The 25,104-nt window shown below is 53.2% G+C and carries 21 protein-coding genes and 2 tRNA genes; 10 read left to right on the forward strand and 13 right to left on the reverse strand.

All coding sequences use genetic code 11. The features are described from left to right. Positions 1-13: 13 nt before the first annotated feature. Positions 14-898 (forward strand): phytanoyl-CoA dioxygenase family protein, encoded by an 885-nt coding sequence (locus IT971_RS05035; RefSeq protein WP_063093504.1) that lies wholly within the window; start codon positions 14-16, stop codon positions 896-898. After that, positions 873-3,461 carry an ATP-binding protein gene (locus IT971_RS05040; RefSeq protein WP_063093503.1) on the forward strand — a complete coding sequence of 863 codons (2,589 nt, stop codon included), beginning with the start codon at positions 873-875 and terminating at the stop codon, positions 3,459-3,461. Before IT971_RS05035 ends, IT971_RS05040 begins: the two co-directional genes overlap by 26 nt. 68 nt (positions 3,462-3,529) lie before the next feature. On the opposite strand, the gene IT971_RS05045 is transcribed toward IT971_RS05040, so the two are convergent. Next, positions 3,530-4,681: a Xaa-Pro peptidase family protein gene (locus IT971_RS05045; protein ID WP_063093578.1), complete on the reverse strand. Its 1,152-nt coding sequence runs from the start codon at positions 4,679-4,681 to the stop codon at positions 3,530-3,532. Between the two features lie 300 nt (positions 4,682-4,981). On the opposite strand from IT971_RS05045, the gene IT971_RS05050 reads away from it, so the two are divergent. The 4 genes from IT971_RS05050 to IT971_RS05065 all read left to right on the forward strand — a co-directional run bounded on the left by IT971_RS05050 (position 4,982) and on the right by IT971_RS05065 (position 8,871). Continuing rightward, positions 4,982-5,167 carry a hypothetical protein gene (locus IT971_RS05050; protein WP_037992343.1) on the forward strand — a complete coding sequence of 62 codons (186 nt, stop codon included), beginning with the start codon at positions 4,982-4,984 and terminating at the stop codon, positions 5,165-5,167. A 201-nt stretch (positions 5,168-5,368) separates the two neighbouring features. Then, positions 5,369-6,112 carry a glycerophosphodiester phosphodiesterase family protein gene (locus IT971_RS05055; RefSeq protein ID WP_063093502.1) on the forward strand — a complete coding sequence of 248 codons (744 nt, stop codon included), beginning with the start codon at positions 5,369-5,371 and terminating at the stop codon, positions 6,110-6,112. A gap of 131 nt (positions 6,113-6,243) precedes the next feature. Then, positions 6,244-7,392, forward strand: a complete 1,149-nt coding sequence (locus tag IT971_RS05060; RefSeq protein ID WP_063093501.1) for an ABC transporter substrate-binding protein — start codon at positions 6,244-6,246, stop codon at positions 7,390-7,392. Positions 7,393-7,422: 30 nt separating this feature from the next. Continuing rightward, entirely contained in the window at positions 7,423-8,871 is a 1,449-nt protein-coding gene (locus IT971_RS05065) for a GGDEF domain-containing protein (RefSeq protein WP_063093500.1), read from the forward strand. A 7-nt stretch (positions 8,872-8,878) separates the two neighbouring features. Here the strand turns inward: IT971_RS05065 and rodA are convergent, their stop codons facing one another. The 7 genes from rodA to IT971_RS05100 all read right to left on the reverse strand — a co-directional run bounded on the left by rodA (position 8,879) and on the right by IT971_RS05100 (position 17,574). Next, positions 8,879-10,042 carry a rod shape-determining protein RodA gene (rodA, locus tag IT971_RS05070; protein ID WP_007090775.1) on the reverse strand — a complete coding sequence of 388 codons (1,164 nt, stop codon included), beginning with the start codon at positions 10,040-10,042 and terminating at the stop codon, positions 8,879-8,881. A 4-nt stretch (positions 10,043-10,046) separates the two neighbouring features. Next, the gene (gene mrdA / locus IT971_RS05075) at positions 10,047-11,933 is read right to left on the reverse strand and encodes a penicillin-binding protein 2 (RefSeq protein WP_065701926.1); all 1,887 of its coding nucleotides are present in this window, start codon (positions 11,931-11,933) and stop codon (positions 10,047-10,049) included. A 183-nt stretch (positions 11,934-12,116) separates the two neighbouring features. After that, entirely contained in the window at positions 12,117-12,632 is a 516-nt protein-coding gene (gene mreD, locus IT971_RS05080; RefSeq protein WP_007090777.1) for a rod shape-determining protein MreD, read from the reverse strand. After that, positions 12,629-13,609 carry a rod shape-determining protein MreC gene (gene mreC, locus IT971_RS05085; protein ID WP_063093499.1) on the reverse strand — a complete coding sequence of 327 codons (981 nt, stop codon included), beginning with the start codon at positions 13,607-13,609 and terminating at the stop codon, positions 12,629-12,631. Before mreC ends, mreD begins: the two co-directional genes overlap by 4 nt. Before the next feature lie 125 nt (positions 13,610-13,734). Then, positions 13,735-14,775 carry a rod shape-determining protein gene (locus IT971_RS05090; RefSeq protein WP_007090779.1) on the reverse strand — a complete coding sequence of 347 codons (1,041 nt, stop codon included), beginning with the start codon at positions 14,773-14,775 and terminating at the stop codon, positions 13,735-13,737. Positions 14,776-14,957: 182 nt separating this feature from the next. Beyond that, complete coding sequence (locus tag IT971_RS05095) at positions 14,958-15,860, reverse strand: S9 family peptidase (RefSeq protein WP_063093498.1); 903 nt, start codon at positions 15,858-15,860, stop codon at positions 14,958-14,960. A gap of 163 nt (positions 15,861-16,023) precedes the next feature. Then, entirely contained in the window at positions 16,024-17,574 is a 1,551-nt protein-coding gene (locus tag IT971_RS05100) for a 2-isopropylmalate synthase (RefSeq protein WP_063093497.1), read from the reverse strand. A 628-nt stretch (positions 17,575-18,202) separates the two neighbouring features. Between IT971_RS05100 and IT971_RS05105 the strand changes: the two genes are divergently transcribed. After that, entirely contained in the window at positions 18,203-18,826 is a 624-nt protein-coding gene (locus IT971_RS05105; protein ID WP_007090782.1) for a LysE family translocator, read from the forward strand. A gap of 84 nt (positions 18,827-18,910) precedes the next feature. Further along, positions 18,911-19,228 (forward strand): hypothetical protein, encoded by a 318-nt coding sequence (locus IT971_RS05110; protein WP_007090783.1) that lies wholly within the window; start codon positions 18,911-18,913, stop codon positions 19,226-19,228. A gap of 85 nt (positions 19,229-19,313) precedes the next feature. Here IT971_RS05110 and IT971_RS05115 read toward each other — a convergent pair whose 3' ends face one another. Together IT971_RS05115 and IT971_RS05120 are read right to left on the reverse strand one after the other, a co-directional pair. Beyond that, entirely contained in the window at positions 19,314-20,348 is a 1,035-nt protein-coding gene (locus tag IT971_RS05115) for a hypothetical protein (protein WP_007090784.1), read from the reverse strand. A gap of 171 nt (positions 20,349-20,519) precedes the next feature. Next, positions 20,520-21,548: a GGDEF domain-containing protein gene (locus tag IT971_RS05120; RefSeq protein WP_063093496.1), complete on the reverse strand. Its 1,029-nt coding sequence runs from the start codon at positions 21,546-21,548 to the stop codon at positions 20,520-20,522. A 1,058-nt stretch (positions 21,549-22,606) separates the two neighbouring features. Between IT971_RS05120 and IT971_RS05125 the strand changes: the two genes are divergently transcribed. Further along, on the forward strand, positions 22,607-22,813 hold the full coding sequence (locus IT971_RS05125) for a cold-shock protein (protein ID WP_007090786.1): 207 nt from the start codon (positions 22,607-22,609) through the stop codon (positions 22,811-22,813). Between the two features lie 133 nt (positions 22,814-22,946). Continuing rightward, positions 22,947-23,621: a 5-formyltetrahydrofolate cyclo-ligase gene (locus IT971_RS05130; protein ID WP_063093495.1), complete on the forward strand. Its 675-nt coding sequence runs from the start codon at positions 22,947-22,949 to the stop codon at positions 23,619-23,621. Between the two features lie 5 nt (positions 23,622-23,626). Here the strand turns inward: IT971_RS05130 and thpD are convergent, their stop codons facing one another. From thpD to IT971_RS05145, 3 genes are all read right to left on the reverse strand, one after another. Then, positions 23,627-24,538, reverse strand: coding sequence for an ectoine hydroxylase (gene thpD, locus IT971_RS05135; RefSeq protein WP_063093577.1), 912 nt, complete (start codon positions 24,536-24,538; stop codon positions 23,627-23,629). Between the two features lie 231 nt (positions 24,539-24,769). Next, a tRNA-Gln gene (locus IT971_RS05140) sits at positions 24,770-24,843 on the reverse strand. Positions 24,844-24,922: 79 nt separating this feature from the next. Then, positions 24,923-24,996: transfer RNA gene (locus IT971_RS05145), tRNA-Gln, on the reverse strand. Positions 24,997-25,104 lie beyond the last annotated feature (108 nt).

Genomic DNA, 25,104 nt, shown 5'->3' on the forward strand with positions numbered 1-25,104 from the left:
TGGATTTTCCGACATGATGACTGCGTTTCAGGCCTGCCAACGTGAAAGTTGGCTTTCGATCAACCCGCAACTGACAATTTCCGCCGCCGGTGCGGGGATCTGTGATGTGCCGTCGGTCGGTTATGACAAGGGCGGATTTGACGGTTCGGCGCATTCCGACCGGTTCTGGCAGGATGGATATTTCCTGATTGATGATCTGTTGCCTGTTGAAAGTCTGGCGCAATTGCGCACCGGGATTGAAACATTGGTGGTCAACGGTTTGCCGCCAGCGATGATCTATCTGTATGACGAGGCATGGCAGATTTTCATGCGGCTTCGCCCGTTGCTGACCCATTTTCTGGGGGATCGGGTAAAGCTGCTTCCGCATTTCTGGGCATGGCACGTCGATCCGGGGCAGGGCGGGCGCGGGTGGCCGCCGCATCGCGATTATCAGGGGGAAAGTGTTATTGGCGATGACATGCTGATCAGCCTGTCACTTTGGGTGCCACTGGGCGTTGCAAGCCCCGACAACGGCTGTATGTACGTATTGCCGCGTTCATTTGAAAAGTGTTATCCTTGCCCTGTTGCTAAACCGGAAGATGTTGTTTTGCAAGATGTTCGGGCACTACCCGCGAGACCGGGGACCGTGATGGGCTGGCGGCAGGACTTGTATCATTGGGGTGGGCGCGCCAGTGCCTTTGCCACCGAACCAAGGATCAGTCTGTCGCTTGAATTTCAGAATGCAGCATTTGATCCCCTGGCGGATCGTCTGCTTGATCTGGACCAGCCACCGGCGTTTCATGAACGGCTTGAACTGATCGTGCAGCAATTTGCGAAATACCGGCATATGCAATCGATGGACGACGATACCCTGCGATGGGCAAACAGCATTAATGCCGAACTGTCAGGTTGGGCATGACAAAAGCCCTGCATCGCGTTCCAGATGCCGGAATGGCACGCTAACAACGGTCAAAAAGACCAGAACCGGGGTCGATGCCAATATGCCAAAAATGCTGAGCCTTCCTGGTGTCGTATTTCTTGCCTTCTGTGCCATCGCTCCTGTGTTTCTGCTTTTCTCGTCGCTTGATGACGATCTGGTGTCGGGCATTACCGTTTCGGTTCTGGTGGTCGTGGAATTCATCGCGCTGCTGTCGATGTGCATTGGCTGGATCCTGTTCGACATCACCAAGCGCAAGCAGATTTTCTATTTGGCGGCCGCGATGGGGGTGCTGCTGATCAGCGACCTTTTGGGTATTCCCAACCTTCTTGCGGCCCGCAGCGTGTTGGGGCAGGAACAGGCACTTGGTTCCTTTACCGGCCTTCTGGTTCTTGTGTTACGACTGGGCTCTTTCTGGCTGGTTGTCATGAGCTGGCATGTCGCAAACCGTCATGAAAGCCGTCAGGGTACTGATCAGGTGTGGGCAATGGTGCCCGGGCTGATCATCGCCGGTGTCGCGGTTCAGGCATTTCTGGTCTGGGTCATGCCCGGTGTTTCAAGCGATGTCAGCGGGGCATTGCAAAATATCAGCACGCTTATCCTGTTTCCGACGACAATCATGATTTTTGCCGGGGCGGCGGGGTATCTGGTGCGGTGCCATTACCGGTTTTCCCTTTCCGAAAGCCTGATCTGTTTCACGCTGCTGATTGGCTGCTTCAATCATCTGGCATTTTTCGTATTCGGTCCGGAACACGCCGATATTGTCGCGCGCTTCATCATTCCATCGCGCCTGATCAGTTACAGTTTTGCCCTGGCTTTCATGTTGCTGGAATTGCGCAGCCATTATCGACAGTCATTTCAGGCAAGTTCGGCCAAAAGCGAATTTCTGGCGACCATGAGCCACGAAATCAGAACGCCGTTAAATGGCATTCTGGGCATGGCGCAATTGTTGCGGCAAAGTCAGCTTGACGATGCGCAAAAGGAACGGGTCAGTGCGATCTTGTCATCCGGGCGGGCGCTGATGGCGCTTTTGAACGATATCCTTGATATGAGCAAGATCGAGGCCGGTCGGGTCGAGTTGGAAAAACGCCCCTTTCACCCATCCGACATTACCTATGATCTGTTTCGTGCGATTGCCGACATGGCACGCGAAAAGAACCTTTCCCTGCATTGTGATGATGCGCCGTTGGCAACAAGGGTGTTTACCGGTGATGAAGTCCGGTTTCGCCAGATACTGTGGAACCTGTTGTCAAATGCAGTGAAATTCACCCGGAAGGGATCGGTAAGGTTGGAAGTCACCCGGGAGGAAAATGTACCGGAACGGGTGCGCGACCTGATTGCGGATGAGGAAGTTTACCATTTTGCCGTTATCGATACCGGCATCGGAATTCCGCGGGATCGTCAGGAACAGATATTTTCCCCCTTTAGCCAGGCCGACAATTCCACCATGCGGCAATATGGTGGAACGGGGCTTGGTCTTTCGATTGCACGCAGTCTGACGGAATTGATGGGCGGCTTCATGAAGGTCGATAGTACCGAGGGCAAGGGAACGCGATTTGATGTGTGGCTGCCGTTTGAAGCCCGCCGATCGGAACGGCATGAGCATGGGGGCGGCCAGATTGCCGAGAGCAGAGGTGACAGTGTTCTTTCGGGTAGTCGCATTCTTGTTGCCGAGGATAACGAGATTAATGCCAACGTGATCCGGGGCCTGTTGCTGCGATATGGATTGGTTGTCGATATCGTCCCCAATGGTCGCCAGGCCGTGCATGCCTTCCAGCAGAATGACTATGATGCGATCCTGATGGATGCCCATATGCCGGTTCTGGATGGTGAGGGGGCGACCCGCCATATCCGTGAACTGGAACGTGTCACCAGAGGTGGACGTGTTCCGATCATTTGTGTAACGGCCGAAGCATTCAGTGATCGCCATCGTGATTTTCTGGCGGCGGGCATGGACGAGGTTATGACTAAGCCTGTCGAAGAACGCAGGCTTTACGGTGTTCTGTTACGCTTCCTGAGAAACCGTGGCGGCGGGTATTCTGTAACATCCGGTTTGCAGGTTAAAGATGCCGATATGGAAGTGAACCTGCCCGACGCCTTGCCCGTAGATAGTCCGGCGCGAACGGTTAACAGTGATAACGCAACGGGAGACACAAAACCCGTGCCCGAGCCGGCTAAAGCAAACATATCTGCCAAAGAGACCAAAATGAATCTGATCGACAAAATACGTTTCGAGGAAATGAGTCGTGCCTTGGGTGCAGATCAGATGGCCAGCCTGATTGACCTGCTGCCGGCGTCCTATCAGGAAGAACGCGAAAAGATCATCGCAGCAATTGCCGATGGTGACCGCGAAAGCCTTCGCCGTGCGGCACACACGATCAAGGGAATGGCGGCAAACCTTGCGGCAGAAAAGCTGGCGGTCGATGCCCGCCAGTTGGAACTTTATGAAGGCGACTTTGATGGGGCGATCCATGATCGGATTGCCAAACTGGATCGTCTTGCCGAAGACACGGCAGATGCCATGCGCAAGGCATTGCAGGACTGATAGCTGCAATACACGAAAAGGCCCGCTTCATATTCGAGCAGGCCTTTTGTGGAAAACTGCTTTGTATATCAGCGCGTGACCAGGTCGAGTTGATGACGTGATATGGCTTCGTTGCCGGTTTCGGTAACAATCACCGAATGGCCGGGGCACATGGCGATGCCGCTTTCGCTGTCCATCAGGATCATATGCAGGAAGTAAACCATGCCCGGTTCGGCGATCACCGGATTGCCATGATAAAACATCGGCCAGTCCATCCAGTTCGGGGCAAAGGTCGTCCCCATTGAATAACCGCACGCGTTTAGACGGTGGGCTTTCATGCCGCCTGCATCGCAAACCCTGGCATAGGCATCGAATACCTTGCCGATTGGTTCGCCGGGTTTAAGCGCATCGCGGCAGGCGACCATGGCATCCGTTGCGACCTTGTGCATTTCAACGTGGCGCGATGTTGCCTTGCCGATTGGGATGGTGCGCATCATCGCAGCATGATAATGCCGATAGGCTCCTGCCCATTCCAGCGTGATCTGATCCGTGTCAGCCAGATGTTTGCGCCCGGTGAAGTAACGGCAAAGCAGTGCATCGCGTCCGGCACCGATAATGAATTCATTGCCGGGATAATCCCCGCCCCCTTTGAAAATAGCGCCCTGCATGGCGGCCAGTATGTCGCCTTCAAACGCACCTGCATGGACGGTTTCAAGGGCGGCATCCCATGCGTCATCGGCAAGACTGGCGGCGGTGCGGATATAATCGAGTTCCGCCGGGCTTTTGACAACGCGCAGTTCCGATACCAGACGGGATGCGTCGGTAAGCGTGCAGAAACCGTCAAGTGCTGCATCAAGCTTTTTGCCATTGGCGGCGGTCAACCCATAGGCATCGTATTCAACGCCAAGTTTTTTGCCGCCACAGCCAAACTCTGCCAGCATGTCGCGCAGTTGCAATGCAGGGTTCACATCCGGGCCATCGACCCAGATACGGATATCTTCGATGTCGGATGTATGTTGTGCCTGACGCAAGTCCGGTGCGCGGGTAATAAGGGCAATGCGGCCGTCAGCCCCCAGATACAGGCACTGGAAAAAGACATAACCGAACGTGTCATACCCCGTCAGATAGAACATGCTTTCCTGGCGGAACATCAGCAGGCCATCAAGACCGGCGGCTTCAAGACGTGCAACCGTTTTTGCGCGGCGGGCCGACAGTTCGGCGCGTTCAAAATGCAATGCCATGGGGGCTTCCCTGATTGTGATTGTTGATTTGCCAATGACGCTAACAAACTCCGTGAACACGAAATAGTAAAAAATACGATCCAATGATGTTTTGTTGATAAATTGCAATTGTTGGGCGGCGATCTTTCCGGGATTGTCGTTTCAGATCATGATCTTACCGAAAGAAATCAGTAAATTTTGTTCGAAACCGTAGACATTTTTTCATTCCATCCCAAATGAAATGTAATGGCAGTGTCACAAAGGGCATCGAAATTGCCCGATGCCAGTTCCGCTTAAGACCATCCCCCTCAGGAGGCAAAAGTGGCTAGCTATCAGAAATTTTCTGGAAATGCGCCGGCAACGTCATCGCGAGAAAGACAGTTCGAACCGGCCTATGAAAAATGGCGGCGCGACGATCTTTATCACCTTGCCAAGCAGCACGGGATCGAGAATCGCGCGAGTATGTCGACCGACGAACTGGCCCGTGCGTTGCGCGATATTGGTTAGACTGGGCTTCCTTTCGGTGACTTTTGGGTGTCCTGCTGTTTGCGGGACGCCGCATAATTTTTGTGCCTGATATCTTCCGGATGCGGTTTCGCGACGTAACAGGCAAGGTAACAGTAAGGTTAAATTGACCTGACATGCTTGCTGCGCGCGGGACTGTCGACCTACCTTCCCTATGGCCAGTCGAGCCATATGGAGGGTCCCGTGAAGCCAGTACAACTTGTTTATCACCGTGGCGACAGCCTTAATGCGCCGGAAAATACCTTTGCCAGCGCCGAAAGTGCGATTGTGGCGGGGGCGGACTATATCGAATTCGATGTGCGCCAGTCCGCCGACGAAGTTCTGTATGTCATTCATGACGCAACCGTGGACCGCACAACCGATGGCACCGGTGCCATTGCGGAAATGACCAGCGCGGAAATTGACCGGCTGGATGCCGGTTCTTGGTTCAATCCGGCATTCGCAGGCGAGCCGGTGCCGCGGCTTGAAGACTTTCTGCGCCGTCTAAAGGGGCGGGTGAAAATATATTGCGAGATCAAGCAGGCAGATGCGGGCAGGGTTGTCGACATGCTTGATGGTTTTGCCTTCGGAAACGATGTTTTTGTCAGTTCTTTTTCTGCCGACATTCGTGACGACCTGCGCCGGATTGCACCGGATATCCGGCGCAATGTGCAGCTTCATATTGCCGGTTCGCTAGAACAGGCGATCCATCATGAACAGGCACATATTTTCGAATTTCTTGAGGAAAATGTGACGCGCGACGCAATACATGAAGCAAAGGCGCGTGGTCTTGAGACGATGATTTTCATCGATACGCCCAATGCGGAACTTTTCGCCAAACTTGTCGAATGGCAGATTGACTATGTCAATCTGGATTATGCGGCGCTTTTCCGTGCGGTTCAGCAGGAAGTCATGTTGCGTTTGGATGGTGCCGCCCAGACGATCTGATCCTTCCGTAGGCCAACTTGATTTGACCTTTCGGATATAATTGGTTAATGCGGCGACACTGAAAATAAACAGGCGATCATCGTCCTTTGCACGGCGGGAAAGGCCTGTGACCGGTGTCGAGGGAATAGTCTTTGAAACTTGTAAGCTGGATCGCTGCGCTGTGCGCGATTTTGGGGGGCGCGATGCATGTTGATGCGCGTGACCTGAACAATGTTTCCGAACCGCGCATCGCTTTTATCAATCCGGGTTATGGTGATCGCGGTTTCTGGAAAGACGTGCGCGACACCATGCAGGCCGCAGCCGATCAGTTCGGTTTTGATCTTGTTGTGTTTGACAGCGACCGTGACTGGAAACAGATGGCCGAAAGCGCCAATCGTGTTTTTGCCATAAATCCCCCGCCCGATTACATCATCGCGGTTAATGAACATCAGCAAGGTACCCGGATCGTTCTTGAGGCGCAGGAACGCAGCATCCCGGTTCTGATGCTGCTCAATGATCTCACCGATGAACAAAAGCAGCGATTTGGCCGACCGGGCAGGGAACTCGGCTTCTGGATTGCGACGCTGGTTCCTGATAACGAGCGTGCCGGATTTGAAATTGCCCAGTCGTTGGCTATTGCCGCAAAGGACGCACATAATGGCGGTTTGCGCAAAGACCTTTGCCTTTTGTCTTTGGCCGGGGACAGCATGACACCGGCGTCGCTGCAGCGGCTCCGGGGGCTTGATATGGCATTGGAACAGTATCCCTTGCTTCGTGAACAGCGTCGCCTTGTGGTCAATTGGTCATTTGAGGAGGCCTATCGCAGGACTGCGGAATGGCTTGCCACAGGTGGCTGTCTGGATGCGGTGTGGGCTGCCAATGACAGTATCGCCCTTGGTGCAATCAAGGCGATCGAAGAATTCGGAAAAGTTCCCGGGAAGGATGTCTTTGTTGGCGGCTTGAACTGGTCCGCCGAAGGATTGGAAAATGTTGCCAGTGGCAAAATGACGATGACGCATGGCGGACATTTTCTGGCGGGTGCGTGGATTATGGTATTGCTAAAAGATTACCTTGAAGGCATTGAAAAACTGACAACAAATCCCGAAATATCTTTCGGAATGCAGGCAATTACACGGGATAATTTCGAGACCTACAAGCAGGTTCTTGGCGACCGTGACTGGAATAAGATTGATTTTTCACAGTTCAGCCTTGTCAGCAATCCGGAACAAAGGGACTATCGGTTCAGGATCGAGGAACTGAATTCGGCGCAGGAACGTGATTGGCCAATACCGTCGCGCTGATTGGACTGGCTTTAATGGAAAGGGTGCCGTGTGTCTAAGACAGGAAAGGATACCGTTCAGGACCTGTCTGGACTGAAGCTTGGCAGTTCTGTTGCGACAAGGCAGCTTAAATATTCCCTGTTGGCCGCAATGCTACTTGGTTTTGTTATCACGGCTTTTCAGATTTTCACCGACTATCAATGGCTTGAGGGTGTCTATCAGCAGGCCAACGAGCGTGTTGTTGATAGCAGCCTGCCTGTGGCGGCCGAAGCGGTGACAAAAAAGGATGCAGCATTGGCCGAGGTCATGGCGCGCGGCATGATGCTGCAAAGATCCATTTCCAGTGTCAAAATACAGCTTGGCGATGGCTCCGTTCTTTATCAAAGAAAACGTCCGGTAGGGGAAATTCCAACCTCGCGATGGGCGGAAAAGTTGTTTGGCGGTTTGCAGCAGCTTGAAATCCCGCTTCAAAATGAAAACAACCCGTCTGCCGATGCCTTGGGAACACTGGTCGTTGCCCTGAATCCCCAGGTTTATGTAACTGCGTTCATGTCGCGGTCTGCCTGGTCGTTTTTGGCCAACATGGTTTTTGCGGCCACCATGGCGGTGGTATTTGCCTCGCTTAGTTATTTTGTGTTTTCGCGCCCCTTGGTGAAGCTGGCGCATTACATCGTCAATTCCGATCCGTCGGATGTTAAACGGTCGCTGGATATGCCGCCAACGTATCGTCATGACGATGAAGTGCAATTGCTGAGTTCGGTTACGGTAGGGCTTTTTGGCATGATACGGGGGCAAATCGGGCAGTTGCAGCGCGCGCGTGATGATTTGCAGGACGCAAATGTCAATCTGGAAACGCGGGTTGAAAGTCGGACGCGCGCATTGAATGAAGCCATGGGAAAGCTTGAAGTGCTGGCTTCGACAGATCCGTTGACCGGTCTTGCCAACCGTCGCATTTTTATGATGCGTCTTGAAGAAAACCTTTCGATCTGGAAGCGTCGCGATACGCCGATGAGTATCATTTTGCTCGATATTGATAGGTTCAAGCTTTTGAATGACACCTATGGTCATCAGGCCGGAGATGCGGTTTTGGTATCACTGGCAAAGCTTTTGAGATACAGCCTGCGTGATATCGATTTACCAGCCCGACTGGGCGGGGAAGAATTTGCGGTTCTTCTTCCGGGGGAGGGGGCGGAAGGTGCCATTATCCTTGCAGAGCGTCTTCGGAGCGCGGTTGAACAGGATGCTGTTGCCTTCGGCGGCAAGCATTTGAACTACACGTCAAGTTTCGGGGTGATATCACTGCCTGCACAGGGGACGGCTGGCAAATTGGATGCGCAAGTTGCCAAAAACGTTGCATTGCTGAAATCCCGCGAAAACACAGATGTTGCCGACATTCTTTATTCGCTGGTCGATGCCGCACTTTATCAAGCCAAGGAAACAGGGCGAAATCGTTGTATGCCTGTCGATCTGGCCAATCTGGCCGATCAGATCAGCACCTGAGTTGGGGCTATTGACGGCCGTCGTCATTTCCCTGTCTTGAAATCCGTATATCGCGGTGGATTGATACACTCATCAGAAGGCCAAAGCTGACAAGAATGGTCATCATCACCGTGCCGCCGTACGATACCAGCGGCAACGGAACACCGACCACAGGGATAAGTCCCATCACCATGGCGATGTTGATGAAGACATACAGGAAAAAGGTCGAGGTGATCCCGATTGCGACAAGGCGACCGAACTGGTTGCGGCACCGAAGCGCAATCACATAACCATACATGATTACCATGGTATAAAGCAGCAGCAACGCCAATCCGCCAACCAGTCCGAACTCTTCACCCAGCATGGTAAAGATAAAGTCGGTCTGTTTTTCCGGCAGGAAATTCAGATGGCTTTGCGATCCCAGCATATAACCCTTGCCAAACAGGCCGCCGGACCCAAGGGCAATCTTTGACTGGGTAATGTGGTAGCCCGCGCCAAGCGGATCATTTTCAGGGTTCAGGAACGTCAGAACGCGGTTTTTCTGATAATCGCGCAGAAACTGCCAGCCGATGGGAATGATTGCCAGAACCGCGCCAAGTATCAGGGCGAATTTCCACATCCGAACCCCGGCAAGCCAGAAGATGACGCCGCCACCGGCAATCAGCAATAGGGCAGTACCCAGATCAGGCTGACGCAACACCAGTGCCGCAGGAGCCAGAACCATTAAAAGTGGCGGTATCAAAAGCGGAATGCGCCCCACTTCTTCGACAGTCAGGCCGTGGAAATAACGCGCAAGTGCCAGCACAAGCGAGATTTTCATCAGTTCGGATGGTTGCAACTGGAAGAAACCAAGATTGATCCAGCGTTGCGCCCCCATGCCAATATCCCCCTTGATTTCAACCCCAATCAGAAGGATCAGCGCGACGAAATAGGAAAAATAGGCAAGTTTCAACCAGACACGGACATCGGTAACCGCGATGCCAATCATCACGATGGCGCCAACAGCAAAACGCATCATCTGACGTTCCGCCCATGGTTCAACCGAACCGTTGGCCGCCGAATACAGCATGGCAAAACCGATCCCCGCCAGTGTGGAAATCAGCAATACCAACGTCCAGTTAAGCATTAAAAGACGGCGACCGATTGGCACGTAATCCGGATCTTCGCCGATACGATATCTGCGGCTTGCCATCGTTCTAGCCTTCTTCTTCGCGGTCTGTCTGTGACGGGTGCGATAATTGCGCGGTGGATTGAATGTTGGCCGCCGATATGCCCGGGCGTGCAGATTTCAGTTCCTGCGCCTTGATCAGAATGTCACGTGCAATCGGTGCAGCGATGCCTGAACCGGATCCACCGTGATCCACAACAACCGCGCAGGCATAGCGGGGATTGTCGACCGGTGCAAAGGCAACAAACAGCGCATGATCGCGGTATTTCCACGGCAGATCATTGTTATCAAGAACCCCGGTGGTTTGGCGTTCGCGCATGGTAATGCGGCGGACCTGACTGGTGCCTGTCTTACCGGCCATCTCCATGCCCTTGATATCAATCCGCGACCGATGTGCCGTGCCGCGCAATTCGTTGGTGACACCATTCATGCCGTCGCGAATACGCGCCAGATGGGCACGGTTGACCTGAAGTTCGGGGAATTCTTCATTCGCCCGGCTGGTGATGCCTTCTGCGGTGACATGATCGCGTGTCAGATGCGGCTTAACAGCCTTGCCCGATGCGATGCGTGCAACCATGGTCGCGAGTTGCAATGGCGTTGCCAGAACGTATCCCTGACCGATTGACGAAATCAGGGTTTCACCACCCTGCCAGCGTTTGCCGAGCTGGATTTCCTTCCAGTCCTTGGTCGGGATCAGACCGGAACGTTCATTGGGAAGGTCTATACCGGTCAATTCGCCAAGGCCCAGTTTATTGGCCATGGCGGCGATGCGGTCGATGCCGATCTTTTGCGATATTTCATAGTAATAAACATCGCAGGAATGTTTCATCGAGTCATGCATATCGACCCAGCCATGCCCGCCACGTTTCCAGCAATGGAACCGTGCATTGCCAAGATCAAGATGACCCGGGCAGAAGAAACGCTGATTGGCTGTAACCACACCGGCTTCAAGCCCGGCAAGGGCGACACACATCTTGAATGTCGAACCCGGTGCATAGGTACCGGTGACGGCCTTGTTAGACAGTGGTGCGTATTCGTTATTGACCAGACTGTTCCAAAGCTTGTGAGAAATGCCGTTGGTAAAGGCGTTCGGGTCGTATGTCGGATGCGATGCCATCGCAAGCACTTCGCCGTTATGAATATCAAGCACAACGGCAGATGCGCTTTCCTTGTTTGACAGGCGCTGGTTGGCGTAACGCTGCAATTCAAGATCAAGGGTCATGACAACCGTGTTGCCACTGTCGCCTTCTTCGCGGTCAAGTTCGCGGATGACACGGCCAAGTGCATTGACCTCGACCTGGCTGGTGCCAGCACTGCCGCGAAGTGCCAGATCGTAAACTTTCTCGATCCCGCTTTTGCCAATCCGGAACCCGGGCAGTTCAAGCAATGGATCGCCGGTCAGTTCTTTTTCCGACACGGCCGCCACATAGCCCAAAGTATGCGCCAGATGCGGACCTTCGGGATAATCGCGCGAACGACCGGCATCAATGATCAGGCCGGGCAGGTCCGGGGCGTTAACGCCGACGCGTGCAACTTCTTCCCAAGTTAAATTGTCGCGCACCGTAACCGGGACAAAGGATCGTCTGCGCGCGACGTCACGTTCAACCCGTTCGATGGTGTCGGGGCCAAGTTCGATGATCTGACCCAGAATTTCCAGGGTCCTCCGAACATCCTGCGCCTGTTCGCGAACGATCATGATGTGATAGTTCTGCCGGTTTACCGCGACCGGAGCACCAAAACGGTCGGTAATAAGGCCGCGCGGTGGCGGCAAAAGGCGATGGGATATCCGGTTTTCATCGGCAAGGACCCTGTAACGGTCGCTTTCCATTACCTGCAGATAGTACATGCGTGCGGCAAGACCGGTCAGCAATATACCCTGACCCGCGCCGAGCATCAGGGCGCGGCGGGTAAACATGCGATATCTGTCTGAGTCACGGTGCCACATCGGCGTCGTCAAACCTGCTGGTCGGAGTGCCCCGCCGGAATTCCGGAAACTTGCGTGCCCGTTTTATCCTGTGCGGTGCATGTTGAAAACTGTCTTTCAAACATAGCCGGTAGCTATTGCCAAAACATCAATATTGATCCAGCTGGTACTGTTCTAGATATGGCGCAGAAGCGTATTTTGCGCCCGTGCCAGAACCCATGCAACAAGCGGGAAAAGTGCCGCAGTCAGTACATAGCTAATCAATGTCGACTTGATCGGCAAGAAGGCCCCGATTAATGCCGAACTCAAAAGCCACTGAACCAGCAGTGCCGGGATCGCGACCAATGCAAAGCCCCACCACATTACGCTGAACGGCTTGTTATGGAAAAAACGGCCCTGGCTTGCTGATCCGGTCTGCACGAGCAGCAAGACCAGCGAGCTGACGCCAAGGGGCAGGCCTGTCAGCAAATCCTGCAACAGTCCAAGAAAGAATGCCGTCAGCGCGGTTAGCAAATCCGGGCGGTTCACTGACCAATAAAATACAGCCATCAAAGGTAATGCAGGTGATGCGGTGCTGAGCAATGGCACGCTGATCGGCAGCAGATTGAACAGCAACAGAATGAAAACGCTGAATGCCGGAAACAAGCCTCGCGCAATGATATCCAGCCTGTGCCAGACACCCGGCTTCACGGAAGTCGATCCGTTGGCTGTGCGGGGCTAACCGTTGGCATATTTTCTGCCGCATCGTTCCCGTCATTGGGTACGATGCCAACCCCGTTGGGGATAACGCCATCATTCTGCTGATCACGGCGCATGGCCTGATCGCTCAGGATGCCTTGCAGGCCATAATCGGCGACGCGCAGATATTCAAGTTGGTGGCGGCGGAACAGTGGTGCGACACGCACAGCATTTTCCGAAACGGATGAAACGACACCAACCGGAATGCCAGGCGGGAAGGCACCACCATGACCGGATGTCAGAATGCGATCACCCGGCGCAACCGCCGCATCCGCAGTCAGGAAGGTCAAAAGCGGGCGGTCTGTGTTGTCGCCCGACAGAAACGCACGGTCACGCGAATTTTCAACAATCACCGGGACGCGCGAATTGATGTCTGTAATCAACAGAACGCGCGAAGCCTGATAGCCTGCTTCGGCAACACGTCCGACAAGCCCTTCGTCGGACATAACTGCCTGTCCCTTGATCACGCCATCGCGCGAACCGGCCGATACCATCAGGCTGTGCGCATAGGCACCGCCCATATCGGCAATCACGCGGGTGGTGACAAGGCGCAATGGCGGCGGGCTTGTATAATCGGCAAGGTCGCGCAGGCGGGCATTTTCATGCGCCAGATTACGGGCAACCTGCTGCCACGCCAGCAATTCGCGGTTTTCGCGACGCAGGCGTTCGTTCTGTTCATAGAGATTGAAGATATTGGTCGCCTGTTCCGTCAGCTCGTTGATGCTGGCGGCGGGACGGGAAACAACATTCATGATCGGGGATACAAGATCGGCTGAAGCGGCTCGTATCCTTTCGATCAGTACGGTATCAGCCTTGCCCAGAAGCATAAGGCCAAACGCCGAAACGATCAGAAGGATGAAGGCGAAGCGGTGAAGCGCCGTACGTAACGGCGAAAAGATACGCTGCTGCGGACCGCCATGCTGAGCCACTATATTCCCCGCATTAGATCAGAAAAGTTGTCCCGAAATCCCCGTGGGATATTCAACCTTAACGAAATCACCGAGTCGCGTCCAGTCAGGACATGACCCGGTGAGATGTTTTTTGCCATTTCGCCTTAGTAGGCGGTGTGCAATACGTTGCGAAGCATCTTCTTTTCTTCGAGTGCACGACCCGTACCAAGCGCAACGCAGGACAGGGGATCATCGGCAATCGAAACCGGAAGGCCGGTTGCATGGCGCAGGACATAGTCCAGATTGCCAAGCATTGCGCCACCACCGGTGAGAACGATACCCTTGTCGACGATGTCGGCTGCCAGTTCCGGCGGGGTCTGTTCAAGGGCGACTTTCACCGCCTCGATGATTGCCGAAACAGGTTCTGCAAGGCTTTCTGCAATCTGGCGTTCGGAAATGATCAGTTCCTTCGGAACGCCATTCATCAGATCACGGCCTCGGATTTCAACCGTTGCACCATCACCATCGTCCGGTGCACAGGCCGAACCGATTTCTTTCTTGATGCGTTCTGCGGTGCTTTCACCTACCAGCAGGTTATGGGTGCGACGGATATAGGCGATGATCGCCTCGTCCATCTTGTCGCCACCAACACGCACCGAACGGGCATAAACGATACCGCCAAGCGACAGGACCGCGACCTCGGTGGTGCCGCCGCCGATGTCGACAACCATGGAGCCGGTCGGCTCGGTGACCGGAAGACCCGCGCCAATGGCGGCTGCCATCGGTTCGTCAATCAGCCAGACCTTGCGGGCGCCGGCACTTTCAGCACTTTCCTGAATGGCGCGGCGTTCAACGGCGGTCGAGCCAGATGGAACGCAAATGATGACTTCCGGGCTTGCGAAGTTGCGACGGCCATGCACTTTACGGATAAAGTGTTTGATCATCTCTTCGGCGATGTGGAATTCGGCAATCACGCCATCGCGCAGCGGGCGAATGGCCTGAATGTAACCGGGCGTACGCCCGAGCATCTGCTTAGCTTCTTCCCCGACGGCAAGTACCTGTTTCTTGCCTTTTTCGTCGGTGATGGCTACCACGGATGGTTCGTTAAGGACGATGCCACGCCCTTTGACGTAAACCAGTGTGTTGGCGGTGCCCAAATCCACCGCCATGTCGGAGGATAAAACCCCAAGAAGCTTGGAAAACATTCCTGCCCTATGCCCCGGTTAATAGTAAAATCTTGAATACGAATGTACCGGCTTTGATAGCGTAACGCGCCAGTCGATGCACGAATAATCTGCTCAGGGAATTGAGGAATAATTAAGACGGGTCACAAGACTTGAAATAAGATGCAAAAAGATGATCCGCCATATGGTGTTGGCGTTTTCATTCAAGGTTTATCTTCCCTGAGAATTATTCCAGTTTTAAGCAGGAAATCCATGACTAGGGCAGTTGTCTCGGGGCCGGTTTCCACTTTCAGAAATTTGCGAGTCGCTTGTTTTTCCGGTGTTTCATTGCTTTGAAGTATCTTAAACATTACCGGTTCGCGATCCGCATGCAGGTCCCGATCCATGCGCCACTGGCACCATGCCGGCGGGTTTAGCCGATCCCCCTTTACCGTCACCAGCAATGCGGGAACGAAATTATCCATTTCCGACATGCATTGGGCACGCAGTCCCACCATCGAGACGAACCGCTGATCAAATCGTTTGGCGTGACCGTGGCGATAGATCGCGAATTGGGCGGCAGCCGCACCGTATCCGTAACCGAAAATCGCAATCCGGTCAGGATCGATACCATCCTGTCCAGCCAGATAGTCAAGCGCGCTTAGTGCATCAAAGGCCCAATAGGTCACGCCGTGTTTCGGATTATCAAGTGTACCGGCCGTGCAATAGCTTTGCGAAGGGTGGGCTTTTCCAGGCGATATGCGAAGAACCGCAAGGCCTGCATCATGCAGCGCGGTAATCCAGTCTTCCGGAAAACGGTCGTCACAATCAGGAACAGCAATTACCGCTGCGGTTTTAGCGTTTTCATCCACAGGCGGGTAATAGAGGCCGGGAATATCGAATTGCAGGCTGCTATCGACTTCGGGAATGGCTTTTCCCGCGTCAATCAAACGCTGCCGCAGTCCGCTTATCGGATAAGGTTGAGATGGTATGTCGATTTTCTGCACATCATTAATCGCAGCGGCTTTTGCGTGTGGCGTCATAGCGACAATCACGACTGCACAAAACGCCAATATCGTAATGGCAACAGATCGGTGATGAAACTGAAGAACAGGCTGCATGGTCATGGCTTTGGCCCCTTCGTTCAAGAGGCATAATGTATCACAGAATGCGCGGGTTCACAGCAATCATACCTGCTAAACAGCGGGGGTACCTGACGGAAACCGGCCCTGAAACGGAAAAAGGGGCGGCAAATACCACCCCTTTATTCTCAAAATGCAGAATGCCTGATCAGGAAGCCATGGCGTCCGGTGCCGTTTTCTGGCTTTTCTCGATCAGCTTGTTAACCGCGGTGACATAGGCCACGCAGGATGCGACAACGGTGTCGGTATCCGATGCATTGCCAACCACGGTGCGGTCTTCACCATCCAGCTTGACGGTAACCGTACCCTGTGCGTCCGTGCCTTCGGTGACAGCATGAACCTGATAGAGTTTCAGCTTCCAGTCATGGGGATAGATTGCCTTGATGGCGTTGAAGGTTGCATCAATCGGGCCATCGCCGGTGGTTTTGGCGGTGCGGGTTTCCCCATTCACATTCAGTTCCAGTTCGGCGGTCTGCGGACCTTTGGAGCCACAGGAAACAGCCAGCGATACGAACTTGATATGTTCGTTATCACGCATGCCATCATCGACCAGTGCGACGATGTCGTCGTCATAGACCTCTTTCTTCTTGTCGGCCAGTTCCTTGAAGCGGGCGAACGCGTCTTCGATGGCATTGTCGCCCAGTTCGGCAAAGCCCAGTTCCTTGAGCTTTTCCTTGAAGGCATGACGGCCGGAATGCTTGCCCATCACCAGACTTGATTTGTTCAGGCCGATGCTTTCCGGTTTCATGATTTCATAGGTTTCGGAATTCTTCAGGAAGCCGTCCTGATGAATGCCGCTTTCATGGGCGAAGGCGTTTGCGCCGACAATTGCCTTGTTCGGTTGTACGACGAAGCCCGACACAGCCGACACCAGACGTGATGCGTTCATGATTTTGGTTGAATCGATCCCGGTTTCATACGGGAAGGCATCGTTGCGCGTTTTCAGCGCCATGACGATTTCTTCCAGTGCCGCGTTGCCTGCGCGTTCGCCCAGACCGTTGATCGTGCATTCGATCTGGCGAGCACCAGCATGGACAGCCGCCAGCGAGTTTGCAACCGCCATGCCCAAATCGTTGTGGCAGTGAACCGACAGGATCGCCTTGTCGATATTTGGCACACGGTTAAACAGCATGGTCATCAGGTCGGCGTACTCGGTAGGGGTGGTGTAGCCAACCGTATCGGGGATGTTGATGGTGGTCGCGCCGGCATCAATCGCGGCTTCAACGCAACGGCACAGGAAGTCATGCTCGGTGCGCGATCCGTCCTCGGCCGACCATTCAACGTCGTCGGTAAATTTGCGTGCCAGTGTAACACTTTCAATCACCTTTTCCAGAACGCGTTCCGGTTCCATCTGCAATTTGAATTTCATATGCAGGGGGCTTGTGGAAATGAAGGTGTGGATGCGTTTGTTTTCTGCCGGTTCCAGTGCTTCGGCGGCCCGTTCGATGTCGCCTTTGGCCGCGCGGGCCAGCGAACAGATGGTCGGGCCCTTGATTTGTTTGGCGATTTCATTGACTGACCGGAAGTCGCCATTCGATGCGATGGCAAAGCCTGCCTCAATGATGTCGACTTTCATTTCTGCCAATGCGTGTGCCACACGCAGTTTTTCATCGAGCGTCATTGATGCACCCGGGGACTGTTCGCCGTCACGCAGGGTGGTGTCAAAAATGATGACGCGATTGTCGTTAGCACTAGCCATTACCGTAATTCCTGATCAAGCGGGACTTTGCCCGAAATTTGAAACGTCAATTTGGAAAGAGTGCGGGCCTTTTGGCGCGACTTGTTCCCCTGAGCTGCGGTAAATGGATTGACCTATTTGGTAATCCGAACCGTCTTCGTACGCTCAGGGGCGGGTAAGTCGTAGCGACCCGAGCGCTGCGAGACCAAGGAGACCGAGAATTAGGTTTAGAGCAGACAGCACAAAGGCACCCGAAGCATCGGCTTCGGTGCGATCGGCAATTGCAGGAATGTTGCAAATGTCTGCGGTCATCGGTCTTCATCAAATGGTATCGAAGTGCCAGGCTGTGCTGGCGACGCACCCAATTTCATCGGACCGCCCGCCAAGGTCAAGTAATTTTTGTATCTTTGATGCGCTTTTAAGGGTGGAAATTAGCGCGACGGTGTTGTCGCGGGCCCATATGGCGGCGTGCAGCATAGGATAGAGCTAAATTGATCAAATACGAGAATGGCAAACCACCCAAGCCAAAGATTGCGCTTGAAGTGTTCAAATTCTTGGTTATCTGTTGCAGTATCGATGCGAAATGCCCCAGAAAATTTTCCGATAACGTTTCGTATCAAGTGCCGCCACCAACTTACGGATATACACGATGGTAAGCCTGTCTTTGATCGGGGCCTTTATCCCGACGGCCTTCTTTGTCTCGATCACGCCAGGCATGTGCATGACCCTTGCGCTGACAATGGGAATGACGATCGGCGTGCGCCGTACCGTCTGGATGATGATGGGCGAACTTGTCGGTGTGGGGATTGTCGTGGTGGCCTCGGCCCTTGGTGTTGCAACGGTGATGCTGGAATATCCGGCGGTCTTTGCTGTTTTCAAATATGTGGGTGGCGCCTATCTGGCGTGGCTGGGTATCCAGATGTGGCGTTCGCGCGGACGCATGGCATTTAACGCTGAAATTGATGCCTCCCGCCCCGCGACCCCATTTGCGCTTGCTTCTCAGGGGTTTGTGACTGCGATTGCCAATCCGAAGGGCTGGGCGTTTATGGTGGCTCTATTGCCACCCTTTATCAGTCTGGATCATGCTATCGCGCCGCAGCTTTCCGTGCTGGTGGCAATCATTCTGGTGACAGAACTGATTTGCATGACGCTTTATGCGACCGGCGGCCGGTCGTTGCGACACTTTCTGGAAAAAAGCGGGAATGTCCGTATCCTTAATCGGATCGCCGGGACGCTGATGATCGCGGTCGGGATCTGGCTGGCGTCAAGCTAGGGGCCTATTTGTTTGTAAAACCTCTTTAAAACGGATTATCCTGCCTTATATCGTTGTATAAGTTTATTTGCAGGAAGAGCCATTATGCGCGAATTGCGCTGCATCATTTTCGAGGAAAGCGAGCTGATCAAGGCGCTGGTCGGATATCGCCGCCGCACCGGAAAGCCGTTGCCGCCCGGTCAGATCGGGAGGCTCGAAATTGAAAAATCGCCTGAAATTGCCGCACGGCTCAATATCATTGCCGATCATGGTGACCCGATAATTGTCCCGGCGGCAGGTGCAGAACTGGCGGCAGCCCTGATTGCCTATTGCATTGATGTGCGCGTGCCGGTACCGGCATCTTCGAAAAAGTCGATTACCATGATTGATGGGCATGTCGCGCTAAAGATCATGAAGCAATAGGGATGACTTTAACGCCCAAAAGAAAAAGCGCGGCATTGGCTGCGCTTTTATAATTGAGGGCAGGGCGATCAAGGTCGGATCAGTGTTACCACTGCATCATCTTGCCTTTGAGAGCGCCCATGCGTTCGTCTTCATTCTTGAAGCTTTGGCCTGCGGCAATCCCGTCCTGCACCTTTGTCATCATCAGCCATTCCTTGACCTTCATGAAGCGTGGGGCAAGGAACTGATATGTATCGCGGACCAGACGCACCGCCGGTGCGCCCCGTTCCAGTGCCATCGTATCCCAGCGTTCAAAAAGCGGTTCCCATGCCCGCAGACGGCGATACAGATCATCGCGCTTGTTGCGGATATACTGGCGCTGGGTCGTGAAGTTACGCAGGACTGACATGATTTCGCCGGTATTGGCGTCAATCTCGTCAAAGCTGGTTTCAAACTTTTTCATCGCATCATCAATAAGGCGAATGACCTGTGTGACCGTTTCCAGAACGCCCTTTTCATGTGCATAGATACGGCGCAGTTCCTGCAGCTTTGTGTCGATCTTTTTCACATTGCGGTACTTGTCGCGCAGCGTTTCGACATAAGAAAGTTCCTCGGCGACCTGATGAACCAGATTGACGACTTCCTCGCGGTTTTCGCGGCCGATATTGAGTTTATCGGCGACTTCGTCGAATGCCTGATTGATCTTTTTCTTGGTGCCGGGGTCTTCGGCGATCTGCATCAGCTGTTCGGGATCAGTGATCAGTTCTTCATTCCCGGACATCCAGGTGACAAGCTGCATGGTCAGGCGGTTATAGGCGATTGCACGGTGATCTTCATCGACATCCCACGACGCCTCGCCCGTCAGAACTTCGAGCGGCAAATCATCGCCGGGGCGCAGCACATTGACGAAATCCAGTGACTTGTCGACAAGGCCGATCAGTTCACCATCATTTGAATCCGGGTCGATCCCGAATTCCTTGCAAACCGCCTTAAGGGGCAGGGATACAACCGATCCTTCTGCCATTTTCAGCACAAAAAGAGCCTCGTCCGAAAGGTCAGACTTTTGGAAATGGCATTCCTCGAACGATTTAAAGACCTTGTGTTCAAGATCAAGTTTCCGTTCGCGCGTCGGTTTGTTCATTTATTTGCTCCGCCCGGATTGGTACTGCTGGTCTGATTTATCGTCAGCTCCTGCGATAGGGTTGACAGTCAGTTTATTGCAGCAGCCCCCGGGACTGGTAGTGTCCATATTCTCATACCGATAAGGTTGGGAGAACGTATCGATGTTTCCAGTCTCAACCTGACAGATATGTCACATTATCATAATGCAGGTATTTCTGCCTTCCTGTTTGGCTTGATAAAGGGCGCCGTCAGCACGGTCAACAAACTCCAGTATATTCTCGCCAAGCTTATAAGACGTCAAGCCGATTGAAACGGTTAACTTACCGAAATCCTTGCCTGTTTTCTTATTGATAATTCTTTGACCTGAGACATTGTCGCGCAATTTGTTGGCAAGTTTCGTGGCGTTTTCCAATGTCGTGTCGGGCAGTATGACGGCAAATTCTTCGCCACCGTAACGCGCAACGGTATCCGCCCCTTTGGTCGAATTGACGAGAACCCGGGCAACAGCCTTCAAAACGCCGTCCCCGGCACGATGGCCGTGATTGTCATTGAAGTTTTTGAAATGATCGATATCGATCATCAAAAGGCTTAACGGGGCGCCGGTTTCCATCGTTGTCGTGACCGCATCACGAAGCGATGCATCAAAATTCTTACGGTTGGCGATCCCGGTCAGGGTATCGGTCAATGCATCACGGCGGACCAGTTCCAGTTCGCTGCGAACCCGGCGAACTTCATTGTGGTACTCGTCAAGGCAACCGTTGAATTCACTATAACGGCCGTGCGCATCGCGGGTGGCACTTGAAAGTCCGCGTGTGACATCGCGCGCGATTTCAAGCGTGATATCGTCCGAGCTTAACCGATCAGACGCATTGTCCAGATGCTCGCAGAAGCCTTCGGTTTCACGAAGGACGCTGTGAACAGCTTCTTCGACCCGTTCGACCGCAGCCTGTAATCCTTCGACCCCCATATTCAGTCGCTGTTGCAGGGCATGTGTGCCAAGGAATTTGTGGTAAATCCGGAAAACGGTTTCTTCATCCAATTCCTGAGTGTTGCGGATCAAGACCTTGATCAGTTGGCTCAGTTCGGGAATCTCATCGGTCAGATAGCTGTAAAATACGTGATAAACCTGCGGCGTGGGCTGCAGATTCAACTCGGAGATCAGCGTCATGACATTGTGCGCAATGTCGCGTGGATTGGCGATCTTTGTCGTGGCAGTCAATTTATGTTTTCCGATCCGGTCTTCGGCTTAACCTTTTTACCAACTGCTTATGTCCCAATCCGTCCGGAATTATCCGGTTTGCTCGTTTTTTTAATATGTTGTGACTGCGTGCTGCTTTTCACACATTTATTTCTATCTTCAACCGAATTGCCTCTGCTTGTCACGAGAAACCGCGTCAACAATTATGACAAAATCGAACATTCGAAATACGAACGGACAGGGACGCCAGAAATCCTAACGGCTACAGGTGGTTGGTTCTTTTGATTGAATATTGATGTTTTATATTCCCGTTTTATTGTTCGGGGAAAGCATCGTGTATTTGCGGGTGGTACTTCGTGTGGAGCCGGGGCAAGCGCCATGTGATTCGCTTTTGGCCTCTCGTCTGGTTTTGGAAAACTATCGAGGGACTCGGTGCAATAAAGTGATTTCTGACATATGTTGGGGCATTGAAAAACAATCTTTCTATGTTCAATTTTGTGAAAATGTTCACATTTGGCCGTCGCGCCTGATGCGACGGATGGCCCGCTCTGCTGCTTGTTAAATCAGGTATGGCCAGATTGATCCGGCCTGCCTTCTTGCGTGTGGGGGGCTGAATGGGAATGGTGACGGATCTGAGGTCGGAAAAATGTGGTTCGAATAATGCCGCTTCCGTCGGAAGCCAAGGGAAATCCAAGCGTTTGGGCCGGGTTCACTGATCTTGATCAGGTTGCCAGGCGGTAGCTTGTCACGACAAGGCAGGTCAAAATTGAAATTCGTTCGAAATCAATGTGCCCCCCGGCGCGATCAGGTTGTGCTGAAAGTTGAACGTCGATCAGCAAGCAATATTCGCAAAATACCGGCTAACCATCAGGGTTGAATAAAGAACTTCAAACACGAATTCGTTGCGTGAAGGTCCAAATTCGCGTAAATGTTGAAACGATGCAGTGCATCTTTGGTCTGTGTTGTTGCCTTCTGGTTGAGGTTTCTAACGCTGGTTCAAAAGCGTATTGCAGGGACGTAACTTAAGCATTTTCCGCGCTTGGGAAATGCGATTACCAAAACTAAGGACGACTACGGATATGGCTACCGGAACGGTTAAGTGGTTCAATGCGACCAAGGGTTATGGCTTCATCACCCCGGACGAAGGCGGCAAGGATGCATTCGTGCACATCACCGCTGTTCAGCGCGCTGGTTTGCAGGGACTTGATGAGGGTCAGAAGGTTCAATTCGAGCTGATTGAAGGTCGTAACGGCCGCATGTCGGCAGAAGAACTCTCCATCATGTAATTTGATTTTGGATTGCAGCTTTTGCTGACAACCGTTAACGCGCCGGTCTCCGGCGCGTTATTCGTTTCAGGGCCTTTTTGCGTTAAATTTGTCTATCACGCCCGTTTCCGACATCGCCATCAGGTTACGCCCCATGACCCGGATCATTTTGCCCAACCCGCCTGAAAAGCCCGACGATATCGCCGTATCCGGGTGGCGAAAGGCGGTGCGCAAGCAACTTTTGGCGTGGCGCAGTCAAATGGACCCGAAGTGTTACGCGCAACGATCAGCTGTTATTTGCGCGAAACTTGCCGATATCCTTTCCGTGCGTCCCAATGCCACAATCGGTTTTTATTGGCCGATCCAGAATGAAATCGATCTGCGTCCGGTGATCTCCGATCATATCGAACATGGTGGAAAGGCAGCCTTGCCAATCGTATCGGGCAAGGATCAGCCAATGGTGTTTCATGACTGGACGCAACAGACCGAAATGGTGCCGGGTTTTGCCCGAATTCCCGAACCGGTCGGGACCAAAGCCGTGCCTATCCATGTCATGATCGCGCCACTGGTCGGATTTGACGGTCGTGGCTATCGGTTGGGATATGGTGGCGGATTTTTTGACCGGACACTTGCCGCGATGGCGGTGCGTCCACTTGTTATCGGTGTCGGCTTTGAAGCCACGCGCATCGCCGATATCTTTCCACATGAATATGACATTCCGGTCGATATCATCCTGACCGAGGCTGGCATACGCCCCGTAAGCGAAAAGGCAACCGGTGATTTCAACAGGGCGGAGGGAGCGTCGCCGCCCTGCTTCCTGTCATCCTGAGCGGGTTATTCGGCGGCCTGTATTTTTTGACGGCCGCTACGTACCGGAACAATATCTTTGCGCGCGGCAAGAAAGTTCGGTCTTGGCTTCGTAGCGCCAAACGGCGCAACCAGCCTGTTTGACATCGCATTATAAACGAAAAACAGGTTCGACCGCGGGTAGGGGGTGATGTTGTTGCCCGACCCGTGCAGTGTGTTGCATTCGAAAATCAGAACCGACCCGGCGGAGCCGACTGGTGCGACAATCCCGTTCTCATCGACCATTTCCGAGAGGTTTTTCTGATCAGGAGTGCCGATTTCCTGTATCTTGAGCGAGTTTTTGTAGTTCTGATCGGGAGTTTCTCCGACGCAGGAAATGAACTTTTTATGCGATCCCGGGATCAGCATTAACGGGCCATTATGGGCCGAGTTATCCGTCAAAGTGATCGACATCGAAAGGGCACGCATGCGGGGCATGCCGTCTTCGGTGTGCCAGGTTTCAAAATCCGAATGCCAGAAGAATTCCTTGCCCTTGAAGGCAGGTTTGAAATTGACCCGTGATTGATGAATGTAAACATCGTCATCAAGGAAATGTTCGGCAATCGCGACCAGGCGGTCATCTGATATCAGCTTCGAAAACACATCGCTTTTGTTATGAACACGGAAAACGCTACGGACTTCGTCGCTGCCCGGTTCTGAAATGACCTCTTCGTCGGTCGGGTCGGAATTTTCGACCAGCCCGGCCTCGCGGCGGAGCTTGGCGATTTCCCCATCGCTGAAAACATTTTTCAGAAACAGAAATCCGTTCTTTTCATAAAACTTCTCATCCTCGGCCGTGATCATCGGGCAATGGCCTTGATCGGACCAGATTACCGGATCAACACGATCGATGATGGTCGGATGGGAAGCGTTTCGGGATCGGTACATATCGGTAAGCATCTCATGCTCCTTTGTTGCCAAATGTGCATTCGTTGCCTGTGATTTGTCACAGATCGTGATAGCCCAACGTGCCGCATAGGCGGCAGGTTCCAAAAAGCGTCGAATATCTTTTCTCTGCGTTCCCGGCTTTCCTGCCTGACAGGAAAAGAACTGTTGCACCACATAAGACAATCACGGCTTTGTGCTGCAAAAAAAAAATCGTGATGGTTAGGGATATGCAGATCAGAAAGATGGCTGGGGAACCTGGACTCGAACCAGGACTAGCGGAGTCAGAGTCCGCGGGTCTACCATTAACCTATTCCCCAGCAGGGGGGGTGCGATTTACTGCTCGGTACATATTTGTACGAGACGAACCTCACCAAAGCTTGCAAAGCAAGCAAAGGCTGGCTGGGGAACCTGGATTCGAACCAGGACTGACGGAGTCAGAGTCCGTAGGTCTACCGTTAACCTATTCCCCAACAGAGCCTTGAACGCCGTGTGGCGTGGGCCGCTATTTATTAAACCGATGGCACTTTGGCAAGACCTTTTTTGCCCGTTACGTCTTTGGGCGCGGGGGTGAAGCCGCT

Source organism: Thalassospira sp. B30-1 (assembly GCF_015767575.1).
In the GTDB taxonomy this organism is placed as follows: Bacteria; Pseudomonadota; Alphaproteobacteria; order Rhodospirillales; family Thalassospiraceae; genus Thalassospira; species Thalassospira xiamenensis.